The organism is Actinacidiphila guanduensis (genome assembly GCF_900103985.1).
In the GTDB taxonomy this organism is placed as follows: Bacteria; Actinomycetota; Actinomycetes; order Streptomycetales; family Streptomycetaceae; genus Actinacidiphila; species Actinacidiphila guanduensis.
In genome coordinates, this window is the sequence record NZ_FNIE01000002.1 from 589748 (window position 1) to 609737 (window position 19990).

The window sequence follows — 19990 nt, forward strand, 5'->3', positions numbered from 1 at the left end:
GGGCGGGACGGCGGGACCCGGCGGACGTCTGGCCGAGGGAGCGGGTGTGGGCGGTTCACCGGTAGTGGTCCCGTACACGGCGTATCTGCGGGTGTACGAGCCTCTGGCGGCCTTTCCCGAGCCCGAACGCACGCACTGGTACCGGTACGCGGCCGCGGGCCGCGAGCGCGGCGCACAGGACGAGCTGCGGCAGTCGCTGGCCGACCTGGTGCCGGTGCCGCCGATCGCGGTACCCGTGCACGAGAGCCGGGAGGCGTTCATCGCCGTGATCGGCGGGGTGACCCATGTCTGCCCGTGGCGGACCCGGTTGCGCGGCTGGATGGCGCTGGAGCGGCTGGAGGGCAAGCTGCCGGGCCCGGTGCTGGACGCGATGCTGCCCCCGGTGGTGCGCCGCCAGGCCGCAGCCGACCACGAGGCGTGGCGGGCCCGCAACCCCGACGCGCGCCCGTGGATCCGCTCGGCCACCTGGCACGTGCCGGTGCGCTGGTTCGTCCTGGTCGGCGACGACGAGCGGGAGTACGAGCCGGCCGCCGGCGAGTCGAAGCAGCCCCTGATGCGCTACCGCACCCCCATGGTGCAGGCCAGGCGCCGGGTGGCCCGCGGCCTGCGGGTGCTCAGGGAGACCCTGGAGGAGAGCCCGCTGATCGACGGGCTGATCGACGTGGGGCGCTGGCTGGAGGAGTTCCACCCGCGCTCGATGGTCGAGCTGGACTACGGCGGGCTGGTGCAGGTGATGGGCCACGACCGGCTGGCCGCCGACCATTCGGCGGCCGACGTGGCCGAGGGCCTGGCGGCCCTGCGCGAGGGCGAGTCGGAGGTTGCGGGCACGGCGTACGAGCGGCTGACCGACCGCTGGCGGGCGGTGCGGGAGCTGCAGTTCGCCAACTGACCGGGCCGACCGGGCCGACTGGGCCGACCGGGCCGGCTGCTCGCCGATCCGTTCGCCGGCTTGTTCGCCGATCGGACCGCCGGGGCGCGGCGGCGGGTTACCCGGTACGGTGCCGCCGAGACCTGACGGGCTGTTGTCTCCTGCTGTGCCGGGTGTTGTCTCCTGTCCGGCTTCGGTCGGCTTCCGCCCCTGCTGCTGGTGCCATTGGCTCATGCATGGCCCAAGCGTGACGCAGAGCACGTAACTGAACTCTTGCCTGCATCACCATCTGTCATGCCAAAATGGGACATCGGGTCCGCCTCGGGCTCGCATCGAAGGTGGGGATGTTGCGGATGATCGCGCTGTGACTGATCGTCACGTTGGTGTGACTGTCCGCTATGAGCCGGTCCATCGGCTTCCGTCGAGCTTGAACACCTGAGAGGGCAAATCCATCGGTTTGGCCGACGCGGCTGGACGGATGGTGTAGTTGTAGTGCCGAGGACAAGCCGTTCGTCCTATTACCGACTCGGCCCGCGTCCGCCATATCGGGCAACGCGGGTCAAGGTGCAGAATTTAAGAGGAAAGAACCGCGTTGGTTCGGTTCTCTCGAGGAGGCCGCTCATGACCGCTCGCACCCCTGATGCCGAGCCGTTGCTTACCCCCGCCGAGGTCGCCACCATGTTCCGCGTCGACCCGAAGACGGTCACGCGCTGGGCCAAGGCCGGCAAGCTCACGTCGATCCGCACGCTGGGCGGGCACCGCCGCTACCGCGAGGCGGAGGTCCGCGCGCTGCTGGCGGGCATTCCGCAGCAGCGCAGCGAGGCCTGACAGCCCTTTCGGGCGGCTTGCGGGGCCCCTACCCCGCACCCGCCGCCCCCTGACGGCCTGACCGCCCCCATCGGCGGGCCTGAGGGACGAACCGCATCGCTTCACCACAGCTTCACCGGGATCGCATCGGACTCCGCCGGGTCCGGTGCGATCCCTCTTTTGTGCCTCAAAGCCGCCCAGCCCGATGCCTGTTCGCGCCGATTGTGTGTCCCCGGTCACGCCCCTGCGGGCACGTACCATTGCACATATTCTATCGAGGGCTCTGCGGAGGGGTCCTGGTTCCGGCCTGCGGGCACAAGTTGCCGTGACTCCCGTCACATGCTGCGTACTTGAGGATCCTGCCCGCCATGCGGTAGTGGGGACGGGCTTACTGAGTGGTCATCGGCTACCCCGGGCCGGCGGCCTCATGCCCCCGGTGGGCGCGCCCTTGTCGGCGCGGGGTGCGGGCGCGGGAAGTTGGCGGGGGCGTTGCCGTGGGGTGCTGCCGTGGGTTGCCGTGGGCAGCGGAAAGGCCCGCTCCCGGTTGCCGGGTACGGGCCTCGCAGTCGATCAGTGGGGATCGATGGGGATCGTCGAACGTGAGCGGTCCTGACGGGATTTGAACCCGCGGCCTCCACCTTGACAGGGTGGCGAGCACTCCAAACTGCTCCACAGGACCTCGCTGCGGGACTGACTGTACCGCAGGTCAGGGGGTGCGGTCGAACTCAGTGCCGCAGGCCCGACCAGGCCTCGTCGAGCGCCTTGAAGATCCGCTTGTCGGAGACCGGGAAGGCCGTGCCCAGGGCGTGCGCGAAGTAGCTGACCCGCAGCTCCTCGATCATCCAGCGGATCTCCCGCACCGCGGCCGGCACCGGCCGCCCGGCGGGCTGCTCGGCGAGCAGCTGGGCGTACTCGCCCTGGATCTCGCGGACCTTCTCCATCCGCGTGGTGTCGCGCTGCACGCCCGTCGGCATCTGCTGCAGCCGCCGGTCGGCGGCCGTCAGGTAGCGCATCAGGTGCGGCAGCCGCTTCAGGCCCACCTCGGTGACGAAGCCGGCGTGCACCAGCCCGTCCAGCTGCTCCCGGACGTCCGCCACGTTCGCCAGCAGCACCGGGCTCGCGGTGTCCTTCAGCCGGCGCTCGCAGGAGTGCCAGGCGGCCAGTACCTGCTGCACCTGCTGGACGCTGCGGACGGTCAGCTCCACCAGGTCGGCCCGCACCGCGTCGAAGAGCTTGCGGTAGCCCTCCTCGTCCCAGGCGGGGCCGCCGTGCTCGGCGATCAGCCGGTCGGCCGCCGCGGTCGCGCAGTCCTCGAAGAGGGCCTGCACGCCCCCGTGCGGGTTGCGGGACAGGGCGAGCTTCTGCTGGTTCGACAGGCGGTCGGCGGCGAACTTCGCCGGGTTGACCGGCACGCCCAGCAGGATCAGCCGCCGGGTGCCCCGCCACATCGCCTCGGCCTGCTCCGCCTCGGTGTCGAACAGCCGCACCGCCACCGAGGCGCCCTCGTCCACCAGCGCCGGGTACGCCTTGACCGGCTGGCCGGCCCGCCGGGCCTGGAAGGTGCGCGGCAGGGTGCCCACCGTCCAGTCGGTCAGGCCCGTGCGCTGCTCCACGCCCGCCAGCGCCGGGTCCGAGGACCGCTCGAAGGCCCGGGTGATCGCCTCGCGCGTCTTGGGCCGCAGCCGCTCCTTGAGCGCCTCCAGGTCCTTGTCCTCGGCGATCTTCCTCCGCCGCTCGTCCACCACCCGGAAGGTGATCCGCAGGTGGTCCGGCAGCTTGTCCGGGTCGAAGTCCTCGGCGGTCACCGGCACGCCCACCATCTGCTGCAGCTCGCGGGCGAGCACACCGGTGAGCCGGTCCGGCCCCGCGGCCACCCGGTCCAGGAACGCCTTCGCGTAGTTGGGCGCGGGCACGTAGTGGCGGCGGATCGGCTTGGGCAGCGAGCGGATCAGCTCGGTGACGACCTGCTCGCGCAGGCCCGGGATCTGCCAGTCGAAGCCGTCGGGCACCACCTGGTTGAGCACCTGGAGCGGGATGTGGACGGTCACGCCGTCGGCGTCCGCGCCGGGCTCGAACTGGTAGGTCACGCGGAACTTCAGGGCTCCCTGCCGCCAGGAGTCCGGGTAGTCGGCCTTGGTGACGGCTTCCGCGTTCTCGTTGATCAGCATGGAGTGCTCGAAGGTGAGCAGCTCCGGGGACTCGCGCCGCTTGTGCTTCCACCAGGAGTCGAAGTGGGCGCCGGAGACGATGTGTTCGGGCAGGCGCGCGTCGTAGAAGTCGAAGAGCGTCTCGTCGTCCACCAGGATGTCGCGGCGGCGGGCGCGGTGCTCCAGCTCCTCGACCTCGCCGAGCAGCTTGCGGTTGTCGTGGAAGAACTGGTGGTGGGTGCGCCAGTCGCCCTCGACCAGGGCGTTGCGGATGAACAGGTCGCGGGAGACCTCGGGGTCGATCCGCCCGTAGTTCACCTTGCGGTCGGTGACCAGCGGCACCCCGTACAGGGTCACCTTCTCGTACGCCATCACCGCCGCCTGGTCCTTCTCCCAGTGCGGCTCGCTGTAGCTGCGCTTGACCAGGTGCTGGGCGAGCGGCTCGACCCATTCGGGCTCGATGCGGGCGTTGACCCGGGCCCACAGCCGCGAGGTCTCCACCAGCTCGGCCGACATGATCCACCGCGGCGGCTTCTTGAACAGCGCCGAGCCGGGGAAGATCGCGAACTTCGCGCTGCGGGCGCCCAGGTACTCGTTCTTCTCGGTGTCCTTCAGGCCCAGGTGCGACAGCAACCCGGCCAGCAGCGAGACATGGACGCGCTGCGGGTCGGCGGCGTCCTCGGCCGTGGCGGCCTCCGGCGGCGTCTCGATGCCCAACTGCCGGGCGACCGTACGCAGCTGGCTGTAAATGTCCTGCCACTCGCGGACCCGCAGGTAGTTCAGGAACTCGCTGCGGCACATCCGGCGGAAGGCGGAGGAGGACAGATCGCGCTGGCGGGTGCGCAGGTAGCGCCACAGGTTGAGGTAGGACAGGAAGTCCGAGGTGGGGTCGCGGAAGCGGGCGTGCTGCTGGTCGGCCTGGGCCTGCTTGTCCGCCGGGCGCTCGCGCGGGTCCTGGATCGACAGCGCGGCCGCGATCACCATCACCTCGCCGACCACCCCGTTGCGGTCGGCCTCCAGCACCATGCGGGCCAGCCGCGGGTCCACCGGCAGCTGGGCGAGCTTGCGGCCGGTGTCGGTCAGCCGCTTGCGCGGGTCGCCGGCCTTCGGGTCGAGCGCGCCGAGCTCTTCGAGGAGCTGCACGCCGTCCTTGATGTTGCGGCTGTCCGGCGGGTCGATGAAGGGGAACTTCGCGATGTCGCCCAGGCCCGCCGCCGTCATCTGCAGGATCACCGAGGCGAGGTTGGTGCGCAGGATCTCGGCGTCGGTGAACTCCGGCCGGGTGAGGAAGTCGTCCTCGGAGTACAGCCGGATGCAGATGCCGTCCGCGGTACGGCCGCAGCGGCCCTTGCGCTGGTTGGCGCTGGCCTGGCTGATCGGCTCGATCGGCAGCCGCTGCACCTTGGTGCGGTGGCTGTAGCGGGAGATCCTGGCCGTGCCGGGGTCGATCACGTAGCGGATGCCGGGGACGGTGAGCGAGGTCTCCGCCACGTTCGTGGCCAGCACCACCCGGCGGCCGGAGTGCTGCTGGAAGACCCGGTGCTGCTCGGCCGACGACAGCCGCGCGTACAGCGGCAGCACCTCGGTGCCGCGCAGCTGCCGCTTGCCCAGCGCGTCGGCGGTGTCGCGGATCTCCCGCTCGCCGGAGAGGAAGACCAGGATGTCGCCGGGGCCCTCGGCCTGCAGCTCGTCCACCGCGTCGCAGATCGCGGTCACCTGGTCGCGGTCCGGGTCCTCGGAGTCCTCCTCCAGCAGCGGCCGGTAGCGCACCTCGACCGGGTACGTACGGCCGCTGACCTCCACGATCGGGGCGTCGCCGAAGTGCCGCGAGAAGCGCTCCGGGTCGATCGTCGCCGAGGTGATGACGACCTTCAGGTCGGGGCGGCGGGGCAGCAGCTGGGCCAGGTAGCCGAGGATGAAGTCGATGTTGAGGCTGCGCTCGTGCGCCTCGTCCACGATGATCGTGTCGTACGCCCGCAGCTCGCGGTCGGTCTGGATCTCGGCGAGCAGGATGCCGTCGGTCATCAGCTTGACCAGGGTGGAGTCGCCCACCTGGTCGGTGAAGCGGACCTTCCAGCCGACCGCCTCGCCCAGTGGCGTGTCCAGCTCCTCCGCCACGCGCTCGGCGACCGTGCGGGCAGCGATCCGGCGGGGCTGGGTGTGCCCGATCCGGCCGCGCACCCCGCGGCCGAGCTCCAGGCAGATCTTCGGGATCTGGGTGGTCTTGCCCGAGCCGGTCTCGCCGGCGACGATCACCACCTGGTGGTCGCGGATGGCCGCCGCGATGTCGTCCTTCTTGCGGCTGACCGGCAGCGCCTGCGGGTAGGTGATCTCCGGCACCGCGGCCGCCCGGGCCGCGATCCTGGCCTCGGCCTTGTCGATCTCGGCGGCGATCTCGGCGAGCACCGCCGCCCGGGCCTCGGGCTTGCGGATCCGCCGGGCACCGTCGAGCCGCCGCCCGAGCCGCTGCTCGTCGCGCAGCGCGAGCGCGGGCAGGCGCGCGGCAAGAGCGCCGAAGTCCAGGGGGGAGGGTTGCGTAGACATACGTCACCCATCGTCTCACCTGGGGGTGAGTGGGGGCGAGTGAATTCTCCCGGGGTGGGACCGTCCGCGGGGACTGCGGCGTACGGGGCGGCGGGGGTTGCGCGCGTCCTGGCGGCCGTGCCCGCGGGGGTGTCCGGGGGCCCGGTGTACTGGCTGCAGTGCGGGGCCGCGGTACGGGGTGCGGGCTCTCGCGGTGCAGGTTGTCGTGGTGCGGGCTGCCGGAGGGCGGGAGAACGACGAGGGCCCGCCTCCCTGGGGAGACGGGCCCTCGTCGTGCGGTGGCTGGGGCCGGGGTCGAACCGGCGACCTACCGCTTTTCAGGCGGTCGCTCGTACCAACTGAGCTACCCAGCCGCAGCGGTCCTGACGGGATTTGAACCCGCGGCCTCCACCTTGACAGGGTGGCGAGCACTCCAAACTGCTCCACAGGACCTTGCGTGACGCGGGACAAGTCTGACACATGACGGCCACTGGTCCCGCATCGGTTTTCCGCGACCTCCGCGCCGAGCCGCCGCCGCTTCCTGGAACACCCTGGGGATTCCCGGTCGCCGGTCGGACATTTCGGCGGGCCGATGTCGCTGGATCAGCGTATCAGAACCGGGGCGGCCCCCCGTACGAGCGAAGCCGCGCCCGGCGCCGGCGGGAGGGGCGCGCGGGGTCCGTCGGGGCGCCCGTCAGGGCTGCCGTCCGTGCCGCGTCCGGGTGGGGCTTCCGCGGGCTGCGGCTGAACGGTGGCGGCCGGGGGCGCCGGGTGGGGCGGTCCCGCGCGGGCCGGGGGGCCGGGGGGTGCCGGACGGGCCGGGGGTCGCGCCTCGGGGACTGCCTCGGGGCTCGTCGCGGTGCCGGGGCTGCCGATACGGTGAGGGGCGTGGACGTGACGCGCTATGTGGCCTTCGCCACCGATCCGGGCGGCGGGAACCCGGCCGGTGTGGTGCTCGACGCGACCGGGGCCGGGGACGCCGAGATGCTCGCCGTCGCCGCCGAAGTGGGCTACTCCGAGACCGCGTTCGTGATGCCGCGGCCCGACGGGGAGCTGGACGTGCGGTACTTCAGCCCGCTGGCCGAGGTGCCGTTCTGCGGCCACGCGACCATCGCGACCGCCGTCGCGTACGCCGAGCGGCACGGCACGGGCGAGCTGCGGCTGCACACCCCGGCCGGCCTGGTCCGCGTGGCGACCGTGAAGGACCAGGACGGCACGCTGCGGGCCGAGTTGGTGAGCGTGCCGCCGCACACCGAACCGTTGGCCGCGGACGACCTCGCCGAACTGCTCGCCGCGCTGCGCTGGTCGCCGGACGACCTCGACCCCGCGCTGCCGCCACGGGTCGCCTACGCCGGGGCCCGCCACCCGGTGCTCGCCGCCCGCACCCGCGCCCGGCTGGCCGCGCTCTCCTACGACATGGCCGCGCTCGGCGCCCTGATGGCGCGGCGCGACTGGACGACGGTGGACCTGGTGTGGCGGGAGTCGCCGGCCGTTTTCCACGCCCGCAACCCGTTCCCGCCCGGCGGTGTGGTGGAGGACCCGGCGACGGGGGCGGCCGCGGCCGCGTTCGGCGGATATCTGCGGGAGCTGGGCCTGGTGGAGCTGCCGGCGGTGCTCACCGTGCACCAGGGAGACGACATGGGCCGGCCGAGCGTGATCCGCGTGGCGGTGCCGCGGGAGCCGGGCAGCGGGATCGCGGTCGGCGGCACGGCGGTGCCGATCCCGTAGCCGGGACCGGCACCGTACGCAGGGTGCGCGGGGGGATGGCGGCGCATCCGGGAGGAGCGCGGAAACCGTCAGAGGGGCGTTCGGGCGTGTGAGGGGTGACCCGCAGCGACCCGCGGCCTGAACGGCCCGGGACGGTTCAGAACGGCTTGGCCAGCAGCAGTTCGGTGTTGTGGTCTCCGCTGCCGCCGATCTTGGCCGCCGGGGTGGCGTAGGGGTCGTTGAAGGACAACTCCCGATAGAGCGCTGCCAGGTTGGGCTCGGTGGTGGAGCCGAAGTCGGTGGCGTAGGGGGCCGCGGACTCCAGCAGGGTGGTGAACAGCGAGAGCGTCCCGTCGCCGTTGTCGGCGATCTCCACCGCGCGCGCGTGCTGCGGGAAGTCCACGTGGGAGGCGGTGTTGATCTCCCAGAAGGAGCGCTCGGGCACCGCGTGGCCGTGCGGGGTGATGAGGTTGGCGTGCGTGTGGCCGTTCACCCAGGCGACGACGTTGGGGTAGCGCTGCGCCAGCGCGACGAGTTCGGTGCCGGTGTGCCGCCCGTCGAGGAGGTGGTACGGGTCGGGCAGCGTGTTGCCCATGGTGGTGCTGGTGTGGTGGCTGAACAGGACGATCAACTGGTCCTGGGAGCCGCGGCGTACGACGTTGCCGTCGGTGTCGTACCAGTGCGTGCTGTAGGTCTGCAGCACCGACTCCAGCCACTTCAGTTGCGCGGAGCCGATCGAACCGTCCGCCCAGCCCGCCCGGTTGGTGGTGTCCAGGCTGACGCCGAGCACGCCGGGGGCCACCGGGAAGGTGTAGTAGAGCTTGCCGCTGGAGGCGGCGGCCGAGGTGAAGCCGTGTCCGACCGGCCCGGCGCCGGTGCGGGCCGGGTCCAGGTGGGCCCGTGCGAACTGCTCGGGTGTGAAGGGGGCGCGGCGGGCGTCGGGCGTCACCTGGCGGACGGGGCCGCCGCCTTCGAGGAGGGTGAGCAGCAGGGTGACCGCGGCGGCCGGGTCGTGCTGGATCGCGTCGGCGAGCTTGGCCGCGGTGGCGTCGTCCACGCCTTCGATCTTGCCGCCGCCGGTGTAGAGGGAGTTGAGCAGGCCGAGGTCGGGCAGGGTGCCCTCGATGCTGTCGTCGTGGTTGCCGACGGTGGTGTACCAGGGGGTGCGCAGACCGGTCGCGGTGAACGGCCGGCCGGCCGCGGACAGGAAGCCGGGCACCTGGGGGAAGCCCGCCGCCTTGTAGTCGTCCTGGAAGGACGACTCGGGGTTCCAGTACAGCGCGGAGCCGGAGTTCTGCACGCCTTCGTAGCGGGAGGGGTCGCCGGTACCGGGGGTGATCGCGCCGCCGCTCATCACCGTGAGGTACCAGTCGAGTTCGACCAGCTCGTGGTTGTCGGTGTTGTCACCGGTGGCCATCACCAGGGAGAACGGCAGCCCCGTGTAAGGGCCGCCGGAAAGGGAGTTGACCCGGTCCACGAGGGAGGCGGCGCCGCGCACGGTCAGCGCCTCGTGCGGGCGGTGCGCGGAGTCGATGTACTTCGCCAGGTACTCGAAGCGGACCGGGGACTCGGTGTCGGCCAGGTGCAGGTCGGTGAACTGCACGAAGGAGGCGAGTCCGGTGCGGCGGTCGTCGCGCCCGGCGCCGGCGGGGGCCAGTTCGGAGCGTACGACGAGGGGCCAACCGGGGCCCGCGGCAAGCCTCTTGTACGCGCCCGTGCCGGTGGCTTGCGCCGCCTGCTCCAGGGTGGTGCCGGCCGGCTGGACCGCGCGGGCGGCCGAGGCGGCGACCGCGCGGTCCCGCTCCGCGGCGGTGGCGTAGGGGGTCTCCGCCAGGGTCGCGGCGGCGGCCGCCGCCGCGGCGCCGGTGAGGAAGGTACGTCTGCGCATGGGACGGTCTCCTGACGTGGGGTCGGTTGCGGCTCTGCCCGGGCGTTTCGGCGAGGCCGTATTACCAGCCGGTAATGGGCCTCCGCCAGGGTGCCGTGCCTTCTCGTCGGTGACGGGTCCTGCGCGTGAATGTTCGGGGGGGCTTCCCGCCGTTGCCGGCCGCAGGCCGGCGGGTCGCCGGGCGCGCCCGCGTCCCCGGTGCGGATCGCCGTCCGCGTGCCGGGCGGGGCCGTACCGCCTGGCGGAGCGGCGGCGGGTACGGCTAGAGCGCCGGCACCGGCAGGTCGGCCGGGGGGGTGAGGAAGTGCTCGGCCACCGCCCGGTTGTACTTGGTGAACATCGCGCCGAGCAGCCGCAGCTCCTCCTCGTCCCAGCCGTCGAGCAGCCCGGCCAGCCGCTCGGAGCGGGCCGCGCGCACGGCCTCCATCAGGCGCAGCCCTTCACTCGTCGGGGTGACGATGCAGCGCCGGCGGTCGGTGGCCGCAGGGGTGCGCTCCACCAGCTCCTGGCGGGTGAGCGCGGAGACCTGCCGGCCGGCAGTGGAGGGGTCGAGGCCGAGCAGGGCGGCCAGCGAGTTGATGTCCTGCGGCCCGTGCTCGGCAAGCACCCTGAGCAGCAGGTATTCCGCCCGGTCGAGCTGCTCGTGCGCGTCGCTGCGGCGGTGCAGCAGCTCGAAGTTGCGCACCAGCACCGCAGTCTGGCGCTCGATGACGTCGAGCGCCGGGGCGCCGCCTTCCGCGCCGTGCGCGCCGTCCACTGCCACGGTTGCCACTCCTGATACCGGTATGGTGCATGTTAATATCGGCATCATACCGATGATCAGGGTCGGGTGTCGGCGAGAGGGGCCACGGGAACGCATGGCGAGGGGCTGGATATCCGAGACGTGGGACCGTGTCGTGGGCTCCGACCCCGGACTCCAGCGGCTGCGCAGCGCCTTGGCGGCGGCCGTCGCGATGAGCACCGCGATGGCCCTGGAGTACGGCTACGGCCGGATCGACGACCGCGGCCCGCAGGGCACCCTCATCGCGATGATGCTCGGCACCGTCATGGCCATGATGGGCTCGATGGCCCTGGGTGACGGCAGCAGCGCCCGGGCCAAGGCGCGCACCGCCGCCTTCTTCCCGGTGGCGATCGGCGGCGGCATGGTCGTCGGCGTCCTGGTCGCCGGGCACACCACGGCCATGCTGGCCACGTTCGTGGCCGTGATGTTCGCCGCCGTCTACATCCGCCGGTTCGGGATGCCGTTCTTCTTCTACGGCTTCATGCTCTGGATGGGCTACTTCTTCGCCGCCTTCCTGGACGCGACGATGGCCCAACTGCCCTCCCTGCTCTTCGCGGTGGTGCTCGCCACCGTGTGGGTGACGCTGCTGATGACCACCGTGCTGCGCACCCACCCGCAGCGCACCCTGGCCCGGGTCCGGCGGGCCTACGGCGCCAGGGCCCGTGCGGTGGCCCGCAGTTGCGCCGATCTGCTTGCCGCCGACCCCCGCGACCCGCGCCGCCTGGCCCGGCTGCGGCGCCGGCTGCACTCGCGCCAACTGCGCCTGGCCGAGGCCGCGCTGGTGATCGAGGGCTGGTCCGGCACCCCGGCCGCGCTGCCCGCCGGCTGGTCCGGGGCCGCGGTGCGGCGCCGCGCCCTCGACGTGCACCTGGCGATCGACGCGATGGCCGCGGCCGCCGACGGCATGGCCGGCACCGACGCCCGCGACCTGACCGCGGCGGCCCGTATCGCCACCTTCCTCGCGCAGCGCGACTACGTCGCCGCCGAGCGCGAGGCCCGCGCCCTGCTCGCAGCCGAGGACCCCGGTCCGGCCCGCGACATCGACTCCCTGGCCCGCCATCTGGCGACCGCCGCCTGGGAGTTCGTCACGGTCACCCGTCAGGCGGGCGTGCCGGACGCCGGGGTCGAGGGCGAGGAGGCGTTCCAGCCCGCGGTCGCCCTCGCGATGGGCGCGCTGCCCGGCTCGGCCGCGGTGGTCGCCGGCGGGGTCGCGGCCCGCAGCCGCTGGAACCCCGTGGCGCGGCTCTCGCTGCCCACCCGGCAGGCCGTCCAGGTCGCCGTCGCCGGCACGCTGGCGATCCTCGCCGGCCGCGAGCTCAACGAGGTGCGCTACTACTGGGCGGTGCTGGCCGCGTTCATCGCCTTCGCCGGTACCGCGACCCGTACCGAGACGTCGATCAAGGCGGTCAACCGCGTCGTCGGCACGCTGGTCGGCCTGGGCGCGGGCATCGGGCTCGCGCACCTGACCGCCGGGCACACGTACTGGATCATCGCGGTGATCATCCTCAGCATGACCTGCGGGTTCTACGTGGTCACGCTCTCCTACGCGGCGATGATCTTCTTCGTCACGATCATGGTGTCCCAGCTCTACAGCGAACTCCACGAATTCTCGGCGTCGTTGCTGATGCTGCGGCTGGAGGAGACCGCGATCGGGGCGGCGATCGGGATCGGGGTGGCACTGGTCGTCCTGCCGACGAGCACGCGCGACACCGTCAACAGCGCCCGCACCGGGTACTTCACCGCGCTGGGCGAGCTACTGCGGGCGAGCGCGAAGCAGCTCGAAGCCGGCGGCGCCGCCGGGAGCGCCGAACTCGACGCGCGGATCCGGGTGGTGGACCACCGGCTGCAGCAACTCGCGCTCGTCGCCCGGCCGCTGACCCGCCCGCTCGTCTGGGGCAACGACCCGCGGCTGGTCCGGCACCGCCTCACCCTCTACGCGGCCGTCACCCGGCAGATCCGGGCCCTCGCGCTCGGCCCGCGCCGCGCCGCCGACCCGGCCCCCGCCCCCCACCTCGCCGCCGCCGCCTGCGCGCTGGCCGACGCCGCCACCGCGCTCGCGCTCGCCCCCACCCCCAAGAGCCGCCCCGAGCCCGCGGTCGAACGCGCCCTGCGCTGCGCCGAAGCGGCCCTCCGCACCGACCGCCCTGCCCCGGGCACCGTTCTCCCTCCGGTCACCCGCCCCCTGCACCGCCTCCGCCACCTCCTCCACGACCTCTCCGTCCAGTCCCCGACCCAGGGCTCCGGAGGCCGGCCGTCCTCCGACAGCCGTGTGGTCGCCGCCCACCGCCCGGCCCCGGCCGCCGCCCGCTCCGCCGACGCGGACACCCCCTCGTAGGGAACCTCCCGGGACGCCGGGCCGTCAGGCGGCCGGCGGCGCCAGCCACGCCAGCGCGGCGACGACGAGCGCGCGGACGCCTGTGTCCAGCGTCGGCTGGAGCACGGGGGCGAAGCGGGGGCTGTGGTTGACGGGGACGTCCGCGGCGAGGGTGCCGGCCCGCTCGGCCGCCGCGTAGGCGGCGGGGTCGGTGCCGCCGATCACCCAGAACGTGGAGGGAGCGCCGAGGGCACGGGGAATCTCGGTGAAGTCGTCGCTGGGCGTGAGGCGTTCGGCTCGGACCGCGTCCGCGAAGTGGCGGCCGAACGCGGCCGCCACCCGAGCGGTCGCCTCCGGGTCGTTGCGCGTGGCCGGGAAGGACGAGAGGTGCTCGATCTCCGGTTCGCGCGGCGCCCGCGAGGCCGCGCACTCCGCGCGCACCATCCGCCCGACCGCCTCGATCACCCGGGCGCGCACGTCCTCGTCGAACGCCCGCACGTTGACCAGGAGTTCGGCGGACTCGGGGATGACGTTCGCGCCCTCGCCCGCGCGGATGCTCCCCACGGTGACCACCGCCTGCTCGGCGGCGGCGAGTTCGCGCGCCACGATCGTCTGCAGCCGCAGGACGACCATCGCGGCGAGCACCACGGGGTCGACCGACGCCTCCGGCTTCGAACCGTGGGCACCGCGGCCGTGCAGGACGACCCGCAGGGTGTCCGCGGCAGCGAGGAACGAGCCGGCCCGGGTGCCGACGTAGCCGGCCGGGGCGTGGAAGACGTGCTGGGCCAAGGCGATGTCCGGCGCCGGTATGCGCTCGGCGAGCCCATCGGCGATCATGGCGCGAGCCCCGGCACCGCTCTCCTCGGCGGGCTGGAAGAGCACGACGAGGGTGCCCTGCCACGCGCCTGGCGCGGCCGCCATCAGATGGGCGGCCCCCAGCAGGCAGGCCATGTGGACGTCGTGGCCGCAGGCGTGCATCACGGCCCGTCCCTCTGCCCCGTCCCCGCCTGCCCGGGAGGCGTAGGGCAGCCCGGTCCGCTCGCGGAGCGGGAGCGCGTCGAGTTCGGCTCGCAGCAGCACCACGGGGCCGGTGCCGTGGACAAGGACGCCCACCACCCCCGTACCGCCGATCCCGGTGGTGACCTCGTAGCCGCAGGCGCGCAGCTTGCCGGCGACCTCGGCCGCGGTGCGGTGCTCGGCGAAGCCGAGTTCGGGGTGGGCGTGCAGGTCGCGGTACCAGTCCTCCACATCGCCCCGAAGGGCGTCGAGGCCTGCCAGCACGGCGGAGGCCGCTTCGTCGGACACGGCTGCTCTCCCCTTCTCTGTTCGCCCGGGTGGGGCTGCGATCGGCTACGGCAGGTCGCGGACGAAGGCGTCCAGCAGGTCGGCGAGGGGTCCGGGGCGGTCGAGCTGGACGGCGTGGCCGGCGCCGGGGACGACCTGCACGGCCCCGCGCCACAGGGTGGGAGCGGTCAGCGCCTCCAGATAGGCCAGGCTCACCAACTGCTCCTCGGCGCCGTGCAGCAGGGCCAGCGGGCGGTCGAGCCCCGCGACGAGGGCCGCCTCGTCCGCGAACCGCCCCTCGGCGATGCTGCGGGCCACGCCGCCGCGCACGCGCGGGTCGGTGGCGAGGATGTCGGCCACCAGGGGGCCGAGAGGGACGGCGGAGTCCGGAGCGAGCAGCCCGGCGGCGTAGGCGCGGGCCTCCTCGGGAGTGATCGTCTCCTGGAAGCCGATGCCGAGCGGCCCGTCCGGCAGGTACGCCTGGGCGAAGGAGGCGCCGTCCCGCACCGGCGGCGTCCCGAACACGGCGAAGCCCGCCACGCGTTCACCGAGTGCCCCGGCGGCCTCCAGCACGGCGTGACCGCCCAGGCTCCATCCGACGAGGACGACATCCCGCAGGTCCGCCGCCCGGACGAAGGACGCGACCGCCGCGGCGAAACCGGGCACCGAGTAGTCGTCCGGATCGGCCGCCGGCGCGGCCTCGCCGTGCCCCGGCAGGTCCAGGGCGAGGCACCGGTACCGCGCGCCGAACGGACCGTCCAGCAGGGTCTGCCAGACGCGCGAGGAGGAGGAGTTGCCGTGGACCAGGACGACGGGCCGCCCCGTCCCGCTGCTGGCGCGGGCCGCACCCGGCACCCCAGGCACCTCGGACACGTGCATCAACTCCCGCTTCCCGCATCGGATTCACCGCTCGGCCGACCCTAACGGAGCGCCTGTAAAGGGCGCGTTGAGAGGCGGGCGGGGGAGGCCGGCGGGCACCGGCCGGCGCGGGATCGGTGCCCGCCGCCGGGTGGGGCCGAGCCGAGCGGGCCCGACCGCGTACCGGCGCGAAGGGCGCGCGGCGGGGCGCGGCCGGGCCGCACGGCGGCATCGCGCACCCCCTGCCCGAAGCGGGGAGCGGGGGTCATAATGCCGAAGCATGGCCCCCCTGATCACCACCCTCTCCGCCGCCCTGGTGATCGCCGCCGCCGCTGCCGCCCTGTTCTGGCTGGTGCGCGGGCGCCGCGGATTCGGCACCCCCGCCGACCGCGCCGCCTTCGCCACACTGCACTCCGCCTCGCTCGCCGCCCCGCCGCTGCGCGAGGGGCTGAACCCCGACTCCGCGCGGACCGCGGCCAAACACCTGCGCGCGCTGCTGGGCACGCCCGCCCTCGCCGTGATCGGCGACGGCACGCTGCTCGCGTGGGAGGGCCCCGGCCGCCGGCACGCCGCGCAGGCGGTGGAGCACGCGAAGGACGCCATGGAGGCGGGCCGGCCGTGGGTGGTGCCCGCGGAGGCGATCGACTGCGGGGACCTGGACTGCCCGGTGCGCAGCGCCGTCGTGGTGCCGCTGGTGGTCGACGGCCTCGTCGTCGGCGCGCTGTCGGTGTACGCGCGGCAGATCTCCGCGGGCCTGGTCCGCGCGGCCGGCGAGGTCGCGCACTGGGTGATCTCCCAGCTCGAACTCGCCGAACTCGACCGCTCCCGCACCCTGCTCATCGAGGCCGAACTGCGCGCCCTGCGCGCCCAGATCTCCCCGCACTTCGTCTACAACTCGCTGACCGCCATCGCCTCCTTCGTCCGCACCGACCCCGACCAGGCCCGCGAGCTGCTGCTGGAGTTCGCCGAGCTGACCCGCTACAGCCTGCGCCGGCACGGCGAGTTCAGCACGCTGGCCGAGGAACTGCACTCCGTGGACCGCTACCTGCGTCTGGAGCGCGCCCGGTTCGGCGCCCGGCTGCGGGTGGACCTGCTCATCGCGCCCGAAGTCCTGCCGGTGGCCGTGCCGTTCCTGTGCCTGCAGCCGCTGGTGGAGAACGCCGTACGGCACGGGCTCGGCCCGAAGCCCACCTCGGGCCGGATCACGATCCGCGCCGAGGACGCCGGCTCCGACTGCCGGATCAGCGTGGAGGACGACGGCGTCGGCATGGACCCCGAACAGGTGCGCGCCCAACTCGCCGGAAAGGGCGGTGGGGAGTCGCTGGGCCTGGGCAATGTGGACGAGCGGCTGCGGGCGGTCTTCGGCGACGACTCCGGCCTCGTCGTGGAGACCGCCAAGGGCGCGGGCACGAAGATCACCATCCGCGTCCCGAAGTACCGGAGCGGGGTGCACGCCCAGTGAACCCGCTGCGTGTGCTCGCGGTGGACGACGAGCCGCCCGCCCTTGAGGAGTTGACGTACCTGCTGCGCGGCGACCGCCGGGTCGGCGAGGTGCGCGCGGCCGGCAGCAGCGACGCGGCGCTGCGGCTGCTGGAGGACGGCACCACCGACGCGGTGTTCCTCGACATCCGGATGCCGGGCCTGGACGGCCTGGACCTGATGCGGGTGCTCGGCCGCTTCGCCCAGCCGCCCGCGGTCGTCTTCGTCACCGCCTACGAGGACTTCGCGGTGGACGCCTTCGCCCTCAACGCCATCGACTACCTGCTCAAACCCGTCAGCCGCGAACGCCTCGCCGAAGCCGTGCGCCGGGTGGCCGCCCTGATCGACACCGGCCTGCCGCCGGGCGGCCCGGCGGACAGCGGGAGTTCGGCCCTCGGGCCGCCGACCGCCCCCGCCGGCACGCCGTCCGACCCGCGCGCCCCCGAGCGCATCCCCATCGACGTCGGCGGCGTCACCCGCTTCCTGCGCCGCGACGAGGTGGCGTACGTGGAGGCGCAGGGCGACTACGTACGCCTGCACGCCGCCGGCCGCGCCCCGCTCGTCCGCGTCCCGCTCGCGGTGCTGGAGGAGCGCTGGGCACCGTACGGCTTCCTGCGCATCCACCGCCGCTACCTGGTGTCGCTGCGGCACGTGGAGGAGCTGCGCTCGGACGCCGGGCACTGGACCGTACGGGTCGACGGCGGCGAACTCCCGGTCAGCCGGCGGCACTCGCGCGAGCTGCGCGACCTGCTGCTCAGCTGGTCCGCGCAGCCCGAGCAGCCCGGCCGGGCCGACCGGCCGGGACCACCCGGGCAGCTCGGCCCGATCGACCGGTCAGGACCACCCGACCGGACACTGCCGCCCGGCCGGCCCGGGCCCTCCGACCTCCCCGGACCGCCCGGCCGCTCCGGCCCCGCAGGGCCCGGCGGTGCCCCGTGACCGGCGGCGGGCAGCCCGCGCCCCCGCGCCGGGTCGCCGTCACCGCGCCCCGCCGCAAGCGGGCCGGCGGCTGGTCGGCCCGCGCGGCGGCCGCCGACCTGCACGCGCAGCCCCGGCTCGCCCAGGTCTACGCCCGCGCCATCATCCGCGACCAACTCCGGCTCGCCCTGGGCGTCCTGGCCGCACTCGTCGTCGTCCTCGGCGGCGTGCCCGCCGCCTTCGCCCTCGTCCCGGCGCTGCGCACGGCCGAACTGCTCGGCTTCCGGCTGCCCTGGATCATCCTCGGCTTCGTCGCCTACCCGGTGCTCGTCGCCGCCGCCGTGCTCCACGTACGCCACGCCGAGCGCGTGGAGCGGGACTTCACCGACCTGCTCAGGAGCCCCGCCGAGGACCCGACGGCGCCCGCCGAAAGGGCTGTTCACGCCGAACGGCCCGAACAGGGCGTCGACGGCGAGGAGTCCGGGTGAACCAGAGCCTCGGGATAGCCGCCCTGGTCGTCGTCCTGGCCGCCACGATCGGCGTCGGCGTCTACGGGTTGCGCCTGTCGCGCGCCACGTCCGACTTCTACGTGGCCTCCCGCGAGGTCTCCCCGCTGTGGAACGCCTCCGCGATCAGCGGCGAATACCTGTCGGCCGCCTCGTTCCTGGGCGTCGCGGGCCTGGTCATGGCCTACGGCGTGGACATGCTGGCCTATCCGGTGGGCTACGCGGCCGGCTACCTGGTGCTGCTGCTCCTGGTCGCCGCCCCGCTGCGCCGCTCGGGCGCCTACACCCTGCCGGACTTCGCCGAGGAGCGGCTGGGCTCGGCGGCGGTGCGGCGGGTCGCCAGCGTCCTGGTGGCCGTGATCGCGTGGCTCTACCTCGTGCCCCAACTCCAGGGCGCCGGGCTGACGTTGCAGACCGTGACGGGGGCGCCGCGGTGGGCCGGGGCGGTCGTCGTCGCGGGCGCGGTGGTCGGGGTGTCGGCGGCCGGCGGCATGCGCAGCGTGACCCTGGTGCAGGGCCTGCACTTCTGGCTGAAGCTCACCGCCATCGCCGTGCCCGCCGTCTTCCTCGTCCTGGCCTGGCGCTCGGCCGGCTCCCCCGCCCTCACCGGCGACGACGTCCCCCGCTTCCCCCACGCCACGGTCGTGGCGCTGGACCAGCGCACCACCTTCGACGTCACCGCCCCGCTGACGATCCGCGCCACCGGCGAACTCGACGGCCGCTCGTACGCCGCAACAGCCGTGCCGAGCAGGAGAGATGGCAGCACGGGCGTGCCCGTACGGCTGGGCCGCGGCGAGCACACCGCGGCCGCCGGGGCGCGGCTGGCCTTCCCGAAGGGCGCCGCCGTACCGCACCGGAAGGGGCTGCGGCCGGCCACCGGGGCCGCGTGGGCCCGGCCGCTGTCGGGCGCCGGCGGCCGCGCGCACCCGCTGTACGCGGTGTACTCGATCCTGCTGGCCACCTTCCTCGGCACGATGGGCCTGCCGCACGTGCTGGTGCGCTTCTACACCAACCCCGACGGCCGCGCGGCCCGCCGCACCACCGTGCTCGTCCTGGTGCTGCTCTCCGTCTTCTACCTGCTGCCGCCGGTGTACGGGGCGCTCGGGCGGGTGTTCGCGCCGCAGCTGCTGCTCACCGGGCAGACCGACACCGCCGTGCTGGTGCTGCCGCAGATCACCCAAGCAGGGGAGGCCGGGCGGCTGCTGGCCGCGCTCGCGACCGCGGGGGCGTTCGCCGCCTTCGTCTCCACGGCCTCCGGGCTCACCGTCTCGGTCGCCGCGGTCGTCTCGCAGGACCTGCTCAAGGGCTCGGCCCGCGGCTTCCGGCTGGCCTCGCTCGTCGCGGGCGTGCCGCCGCTGGTGATGGCGACCACGACGGCGGGGCTGCCCGTGGCCGACGCGATCGGGCTCGCCTTCGCCGTCGCCGCCTCCTCCTTCTGCCCGCTGCTCGTCCTCGGCATCTGGTGGCGGGGGCTGACCGACCGCGGCGCGCTCGCCGGCCTGGTGGCGGGCGGCGGCCTCGCCGCGGTGGCGGTGGTCGTCACCAGCGTGCGCGGCCCCGGACACGGCTGGTCCGCCGCCCTGCTGGAGGAGCCGGCCGCCTGGACGGTGCCGATCGCCTTCGCCGTCATGGCGATCGGATCACTGCTCACCCGGCACCGGATCTCGGACGCGGCGGTGGACCGGGTGATGGTGCGGATGCACCTGCCGGAGGAGGTCACGGCCCAGGCGTACCCGCCGGTGCCGCAGGTGGACGTGCCGCCGCAGACGACGGGCGGCTGAGCCGTCCCCCGCCGCGGTGACCTCGCGCGACGTCCTGCACGACTACGCCGGGCTTCCCGCCTTCGCCACGGGCGGCCCGAGGGGGAGCCAGTGCAGGGCGCCCAAGTGGGGCGCCGTGCAGGGGAGTCG

At 73.9% G+C, this 19990-nt stretch carries 12 protein-coding genes, 3 tRNA genes and 1 pseudogene; 8 read left to right on the forward strand and 8 right to left on the reverse strand.

Going from position 1 to position 19990, the window contains the following annotated elements:
* Positions 1-46: 46 nt before the first annotated feature.
* Both BLR33_RS05880 and bldC read left to right on the forward strand, forming a co-directional pair.
* A complete protein-coding gene (locus tag BLR33_RS05880; protein ID WP_093783158.1) occupies positions 47-889 on the forward strand; it encodes a hypothetical protein in 843 nt (280 codons plus the stop codon).
* Between the two features lie 600 nt (positions 890-1489).
* Positions 1490-1696: a developmental transcriptional regulator BldC gene (gene bldC / locus BLR33_RS05885; RefSeq protein ID WP_003949541.1), complete on the forward strand. Its 207-nt coding sequence runs from the start codon at positions 1490-1492 to the stop codon at positions 1694-1696.
* 583 nt (positions 1697-2279) lie between these two features.
* Here the strand turns inward: bldC and BLR33_RS05890 are convergent.
* The 4 genes from BLR33_RS05890 to BLR33_RS05905 form a co-directional block, all read right to left on the reverse strand.
* A tRNA-Asp gene (locus tag BLR33_RS05890) sits at positions 2280-2354 on the reverse strand.
* Positions 2355-2400: 46 nt separating this feature from the next.
* On the reverse strand, positions 2401-6366 hold the full coding sequence (gene hrpA, locus BLR33_RS05895; RefSeq protein ID WP_093783159.1) for an ATP-dependent RNA helicase HrpA: 3966 nt from the start codon (positions 6364-6366) through the stop codon (positions 2401-2403).
* A 279-nt stretch (positions 6367-6645) separates the two neighbouring features.
* Positions 6646-6719, reverse strand: a tRNA-Phe gene (locus BLR33_RS05900).
* A gap of 4 nt (positions 6720-6723) precedes the next feature.
* Positions 6724-6798: transfer RNA gene (locus BLR33_RS05905), tRNA-Asp, on the reverse strand.
* 435 nt (positions 6799-7233) lie between these two features.
* On the opposite strand from BLR33_RS05905, the gene BLR33_RS05910 reads away from it, so the two are divergent.
* Positions 7234-8073: a PhzF family phenazine biosynthesis protein gene (locus BLR33_RS05910; RefSeq protein WP_093783160.1), complete on the forward strand. Its 840-nt coding sequence runs from the start codon at positions 7234-7236 to the stop codon at positions 8071-8073.
* Positions 8074-8209: 136 nt separating this feature from the next.
* On the opposite strand, the gene BLR33_RS05915 is transcribed toward BLR33_RS05910, so the two are convergent.
* Together BLR33_RS05915 and BLR33_RS05920 are read right to left on the reverse strand one after the other, a co-directional pair.
* Positions 8210-9940 (reverse strand): TIGR03767 family metallophosphoesterase, encoded by a 1731-nt coding sequence (locus tag BLR33_RS05915; RefSeq protein ID WP_093783161.1) that lies wholly within the window; start codon positions 9938-9940, stop codon positions 8210-8212.
* A gap of 262 nt (positions 9941-10202) precedes the next feature.
* On the reverse strand, positions 10203-10703 hold the full coding sequence (locus BLR33_RS05920) for a MarR family winged helix-turn-helix transcriptional regulator (protein ID WP_245771179.1): 501 nt from the start codon (positions 10701-10703) through the stop codon (positions 10203-10205).
* A gap of 94 nt (positions 10704-10797) precedes the next feature.
* Between BLR33_RS05920 and BLR33_RS05925 the strand changes: the two genes are divergently transcribed.
* Positions 10798-13056, forward strand: coding sequence for an FUSC family protein (locus tag BLR33_RS05925; protein ID WP_143031637.1), 2259 nt, complete (start codon positions 10798-10800; stop codon positions 13054-13056).
* 24 nt (positions 13057-13080) lie between these two features.
* Here the strand turns inward: BLR33_RS05925 and BLR33_RS05930 are convergent, their stop codons facing one another.
* Together BLR33_RS05930 and BLR33_RS05935 are read right to left on the reverse strand one after the other, a co-directional pair.
* Entirely contained in the window at positions 13081-14340 is a 1260-nt protein-coding gene (locus BLR33_RS05930) for an amidohydrolase (protein ID WP_093783163.1), read from the reverse strand.
* Between the two features lie 45 nt (positions 14341-14385).
* Complete coding sequence (locus BLR33_RS05935; RefSeq protein ID WP_176930140.1) at positions 14386-15192, reverse strand: alpha/beta fold hydrolase; 807 nt, start codon at positions 15190-15192, stop codon at positions 14386-14388.
* Between the two features lie 265 nt (positions 15193-15457).
* Here BLR33_RS05935 and BLR33_RS05940 point away from each other — a divergent pair, with 265 nt between their 5' ends.
* The 4 genes and pseudogenes from BLR33_RS05940 to BLR33_RS05955 all read left to right on the forward strand — a co-directional run bounded on the left by BLR33_RS05940 (position 15458) and on the right by BLR33_RS05955 (position 19861).
* Positions 15458-16639, forward strand: coding sequence for a histidine kinase (locus BLR33_RS05940; RefSeq protein ID WP_093783165.1), 1182 nt, complete (start codon positions 15458-15460; stop codon positions 16637-16639).
* 5 nt (positions 16640-16644) lie between these two features.
* Positions 16645-17412, forward strand: a pseudogene (locus tag BLR33_RS05945) (LytR/AlgR family response regulator transcription factor); the annotation flags it as partial.
* A 179-nt stretch (positions 17413-17591) separates the two neighbouring features.
* Entirely contained in the window at positions 17592-18062 is a 471-nt protein-coding gene (locus BLR33_RS35050) for a hypothetical protein (RefSeq protein ID WP_176930141.1), read from the forward strand.
* Positions 18059-19861, forward strand: coding sequence for a sodium/solute symporter (locus BLR33_RS05955; RefSeq protein ID WP_093783167.1), 1803 nt, complete (start codon positions 18059-18061; stop codon positions 19859-19861). The genes BLR33_RS35050 and BLR33_RS05955 overlap by 4 nt, the downstream gene beginning before the upstream one ends.
* Positions 19862-19990 lie beyond the last annotated feature (129 nt).

Coding starts and splice junctions, on each gene's coding strand:
- bldC (WP_003949541.1), top strand. CDS start 1,490: ATGACCGCTCGCACCCCTGATGCCGAGCCGTTGCTTACCCCCGCCGAG.
- BLR33_RS05940 (WP_093783165.1), top strand. CDS start 15,458: ATGGCCCCCCTGATCACCACCCTCTCCGCCGCCCTGGTGATCGCCGCC.
- BLR33_RS05915 (WP_093783161.1), bottom strand. CDS start 9,940: ATGCGCAGACGTACCTTCCTCACCGGCGCCGCGGCGGCGGCCGCCGCC.
- BLR33_RS05925 (WP_143031637.1), top strand. CDS start 10,798: ATGGCGAGGGGCTGGATATCCGAGACGTGGGACCGTGTCGTGGGCTCC.
- hrpA (WP_093783159.1), bottom strand. CDS start 6,366: ATGTCTACGCAACCCTCCCCCCTGGACTTCGGCGCTCTTGCCGCGCGC.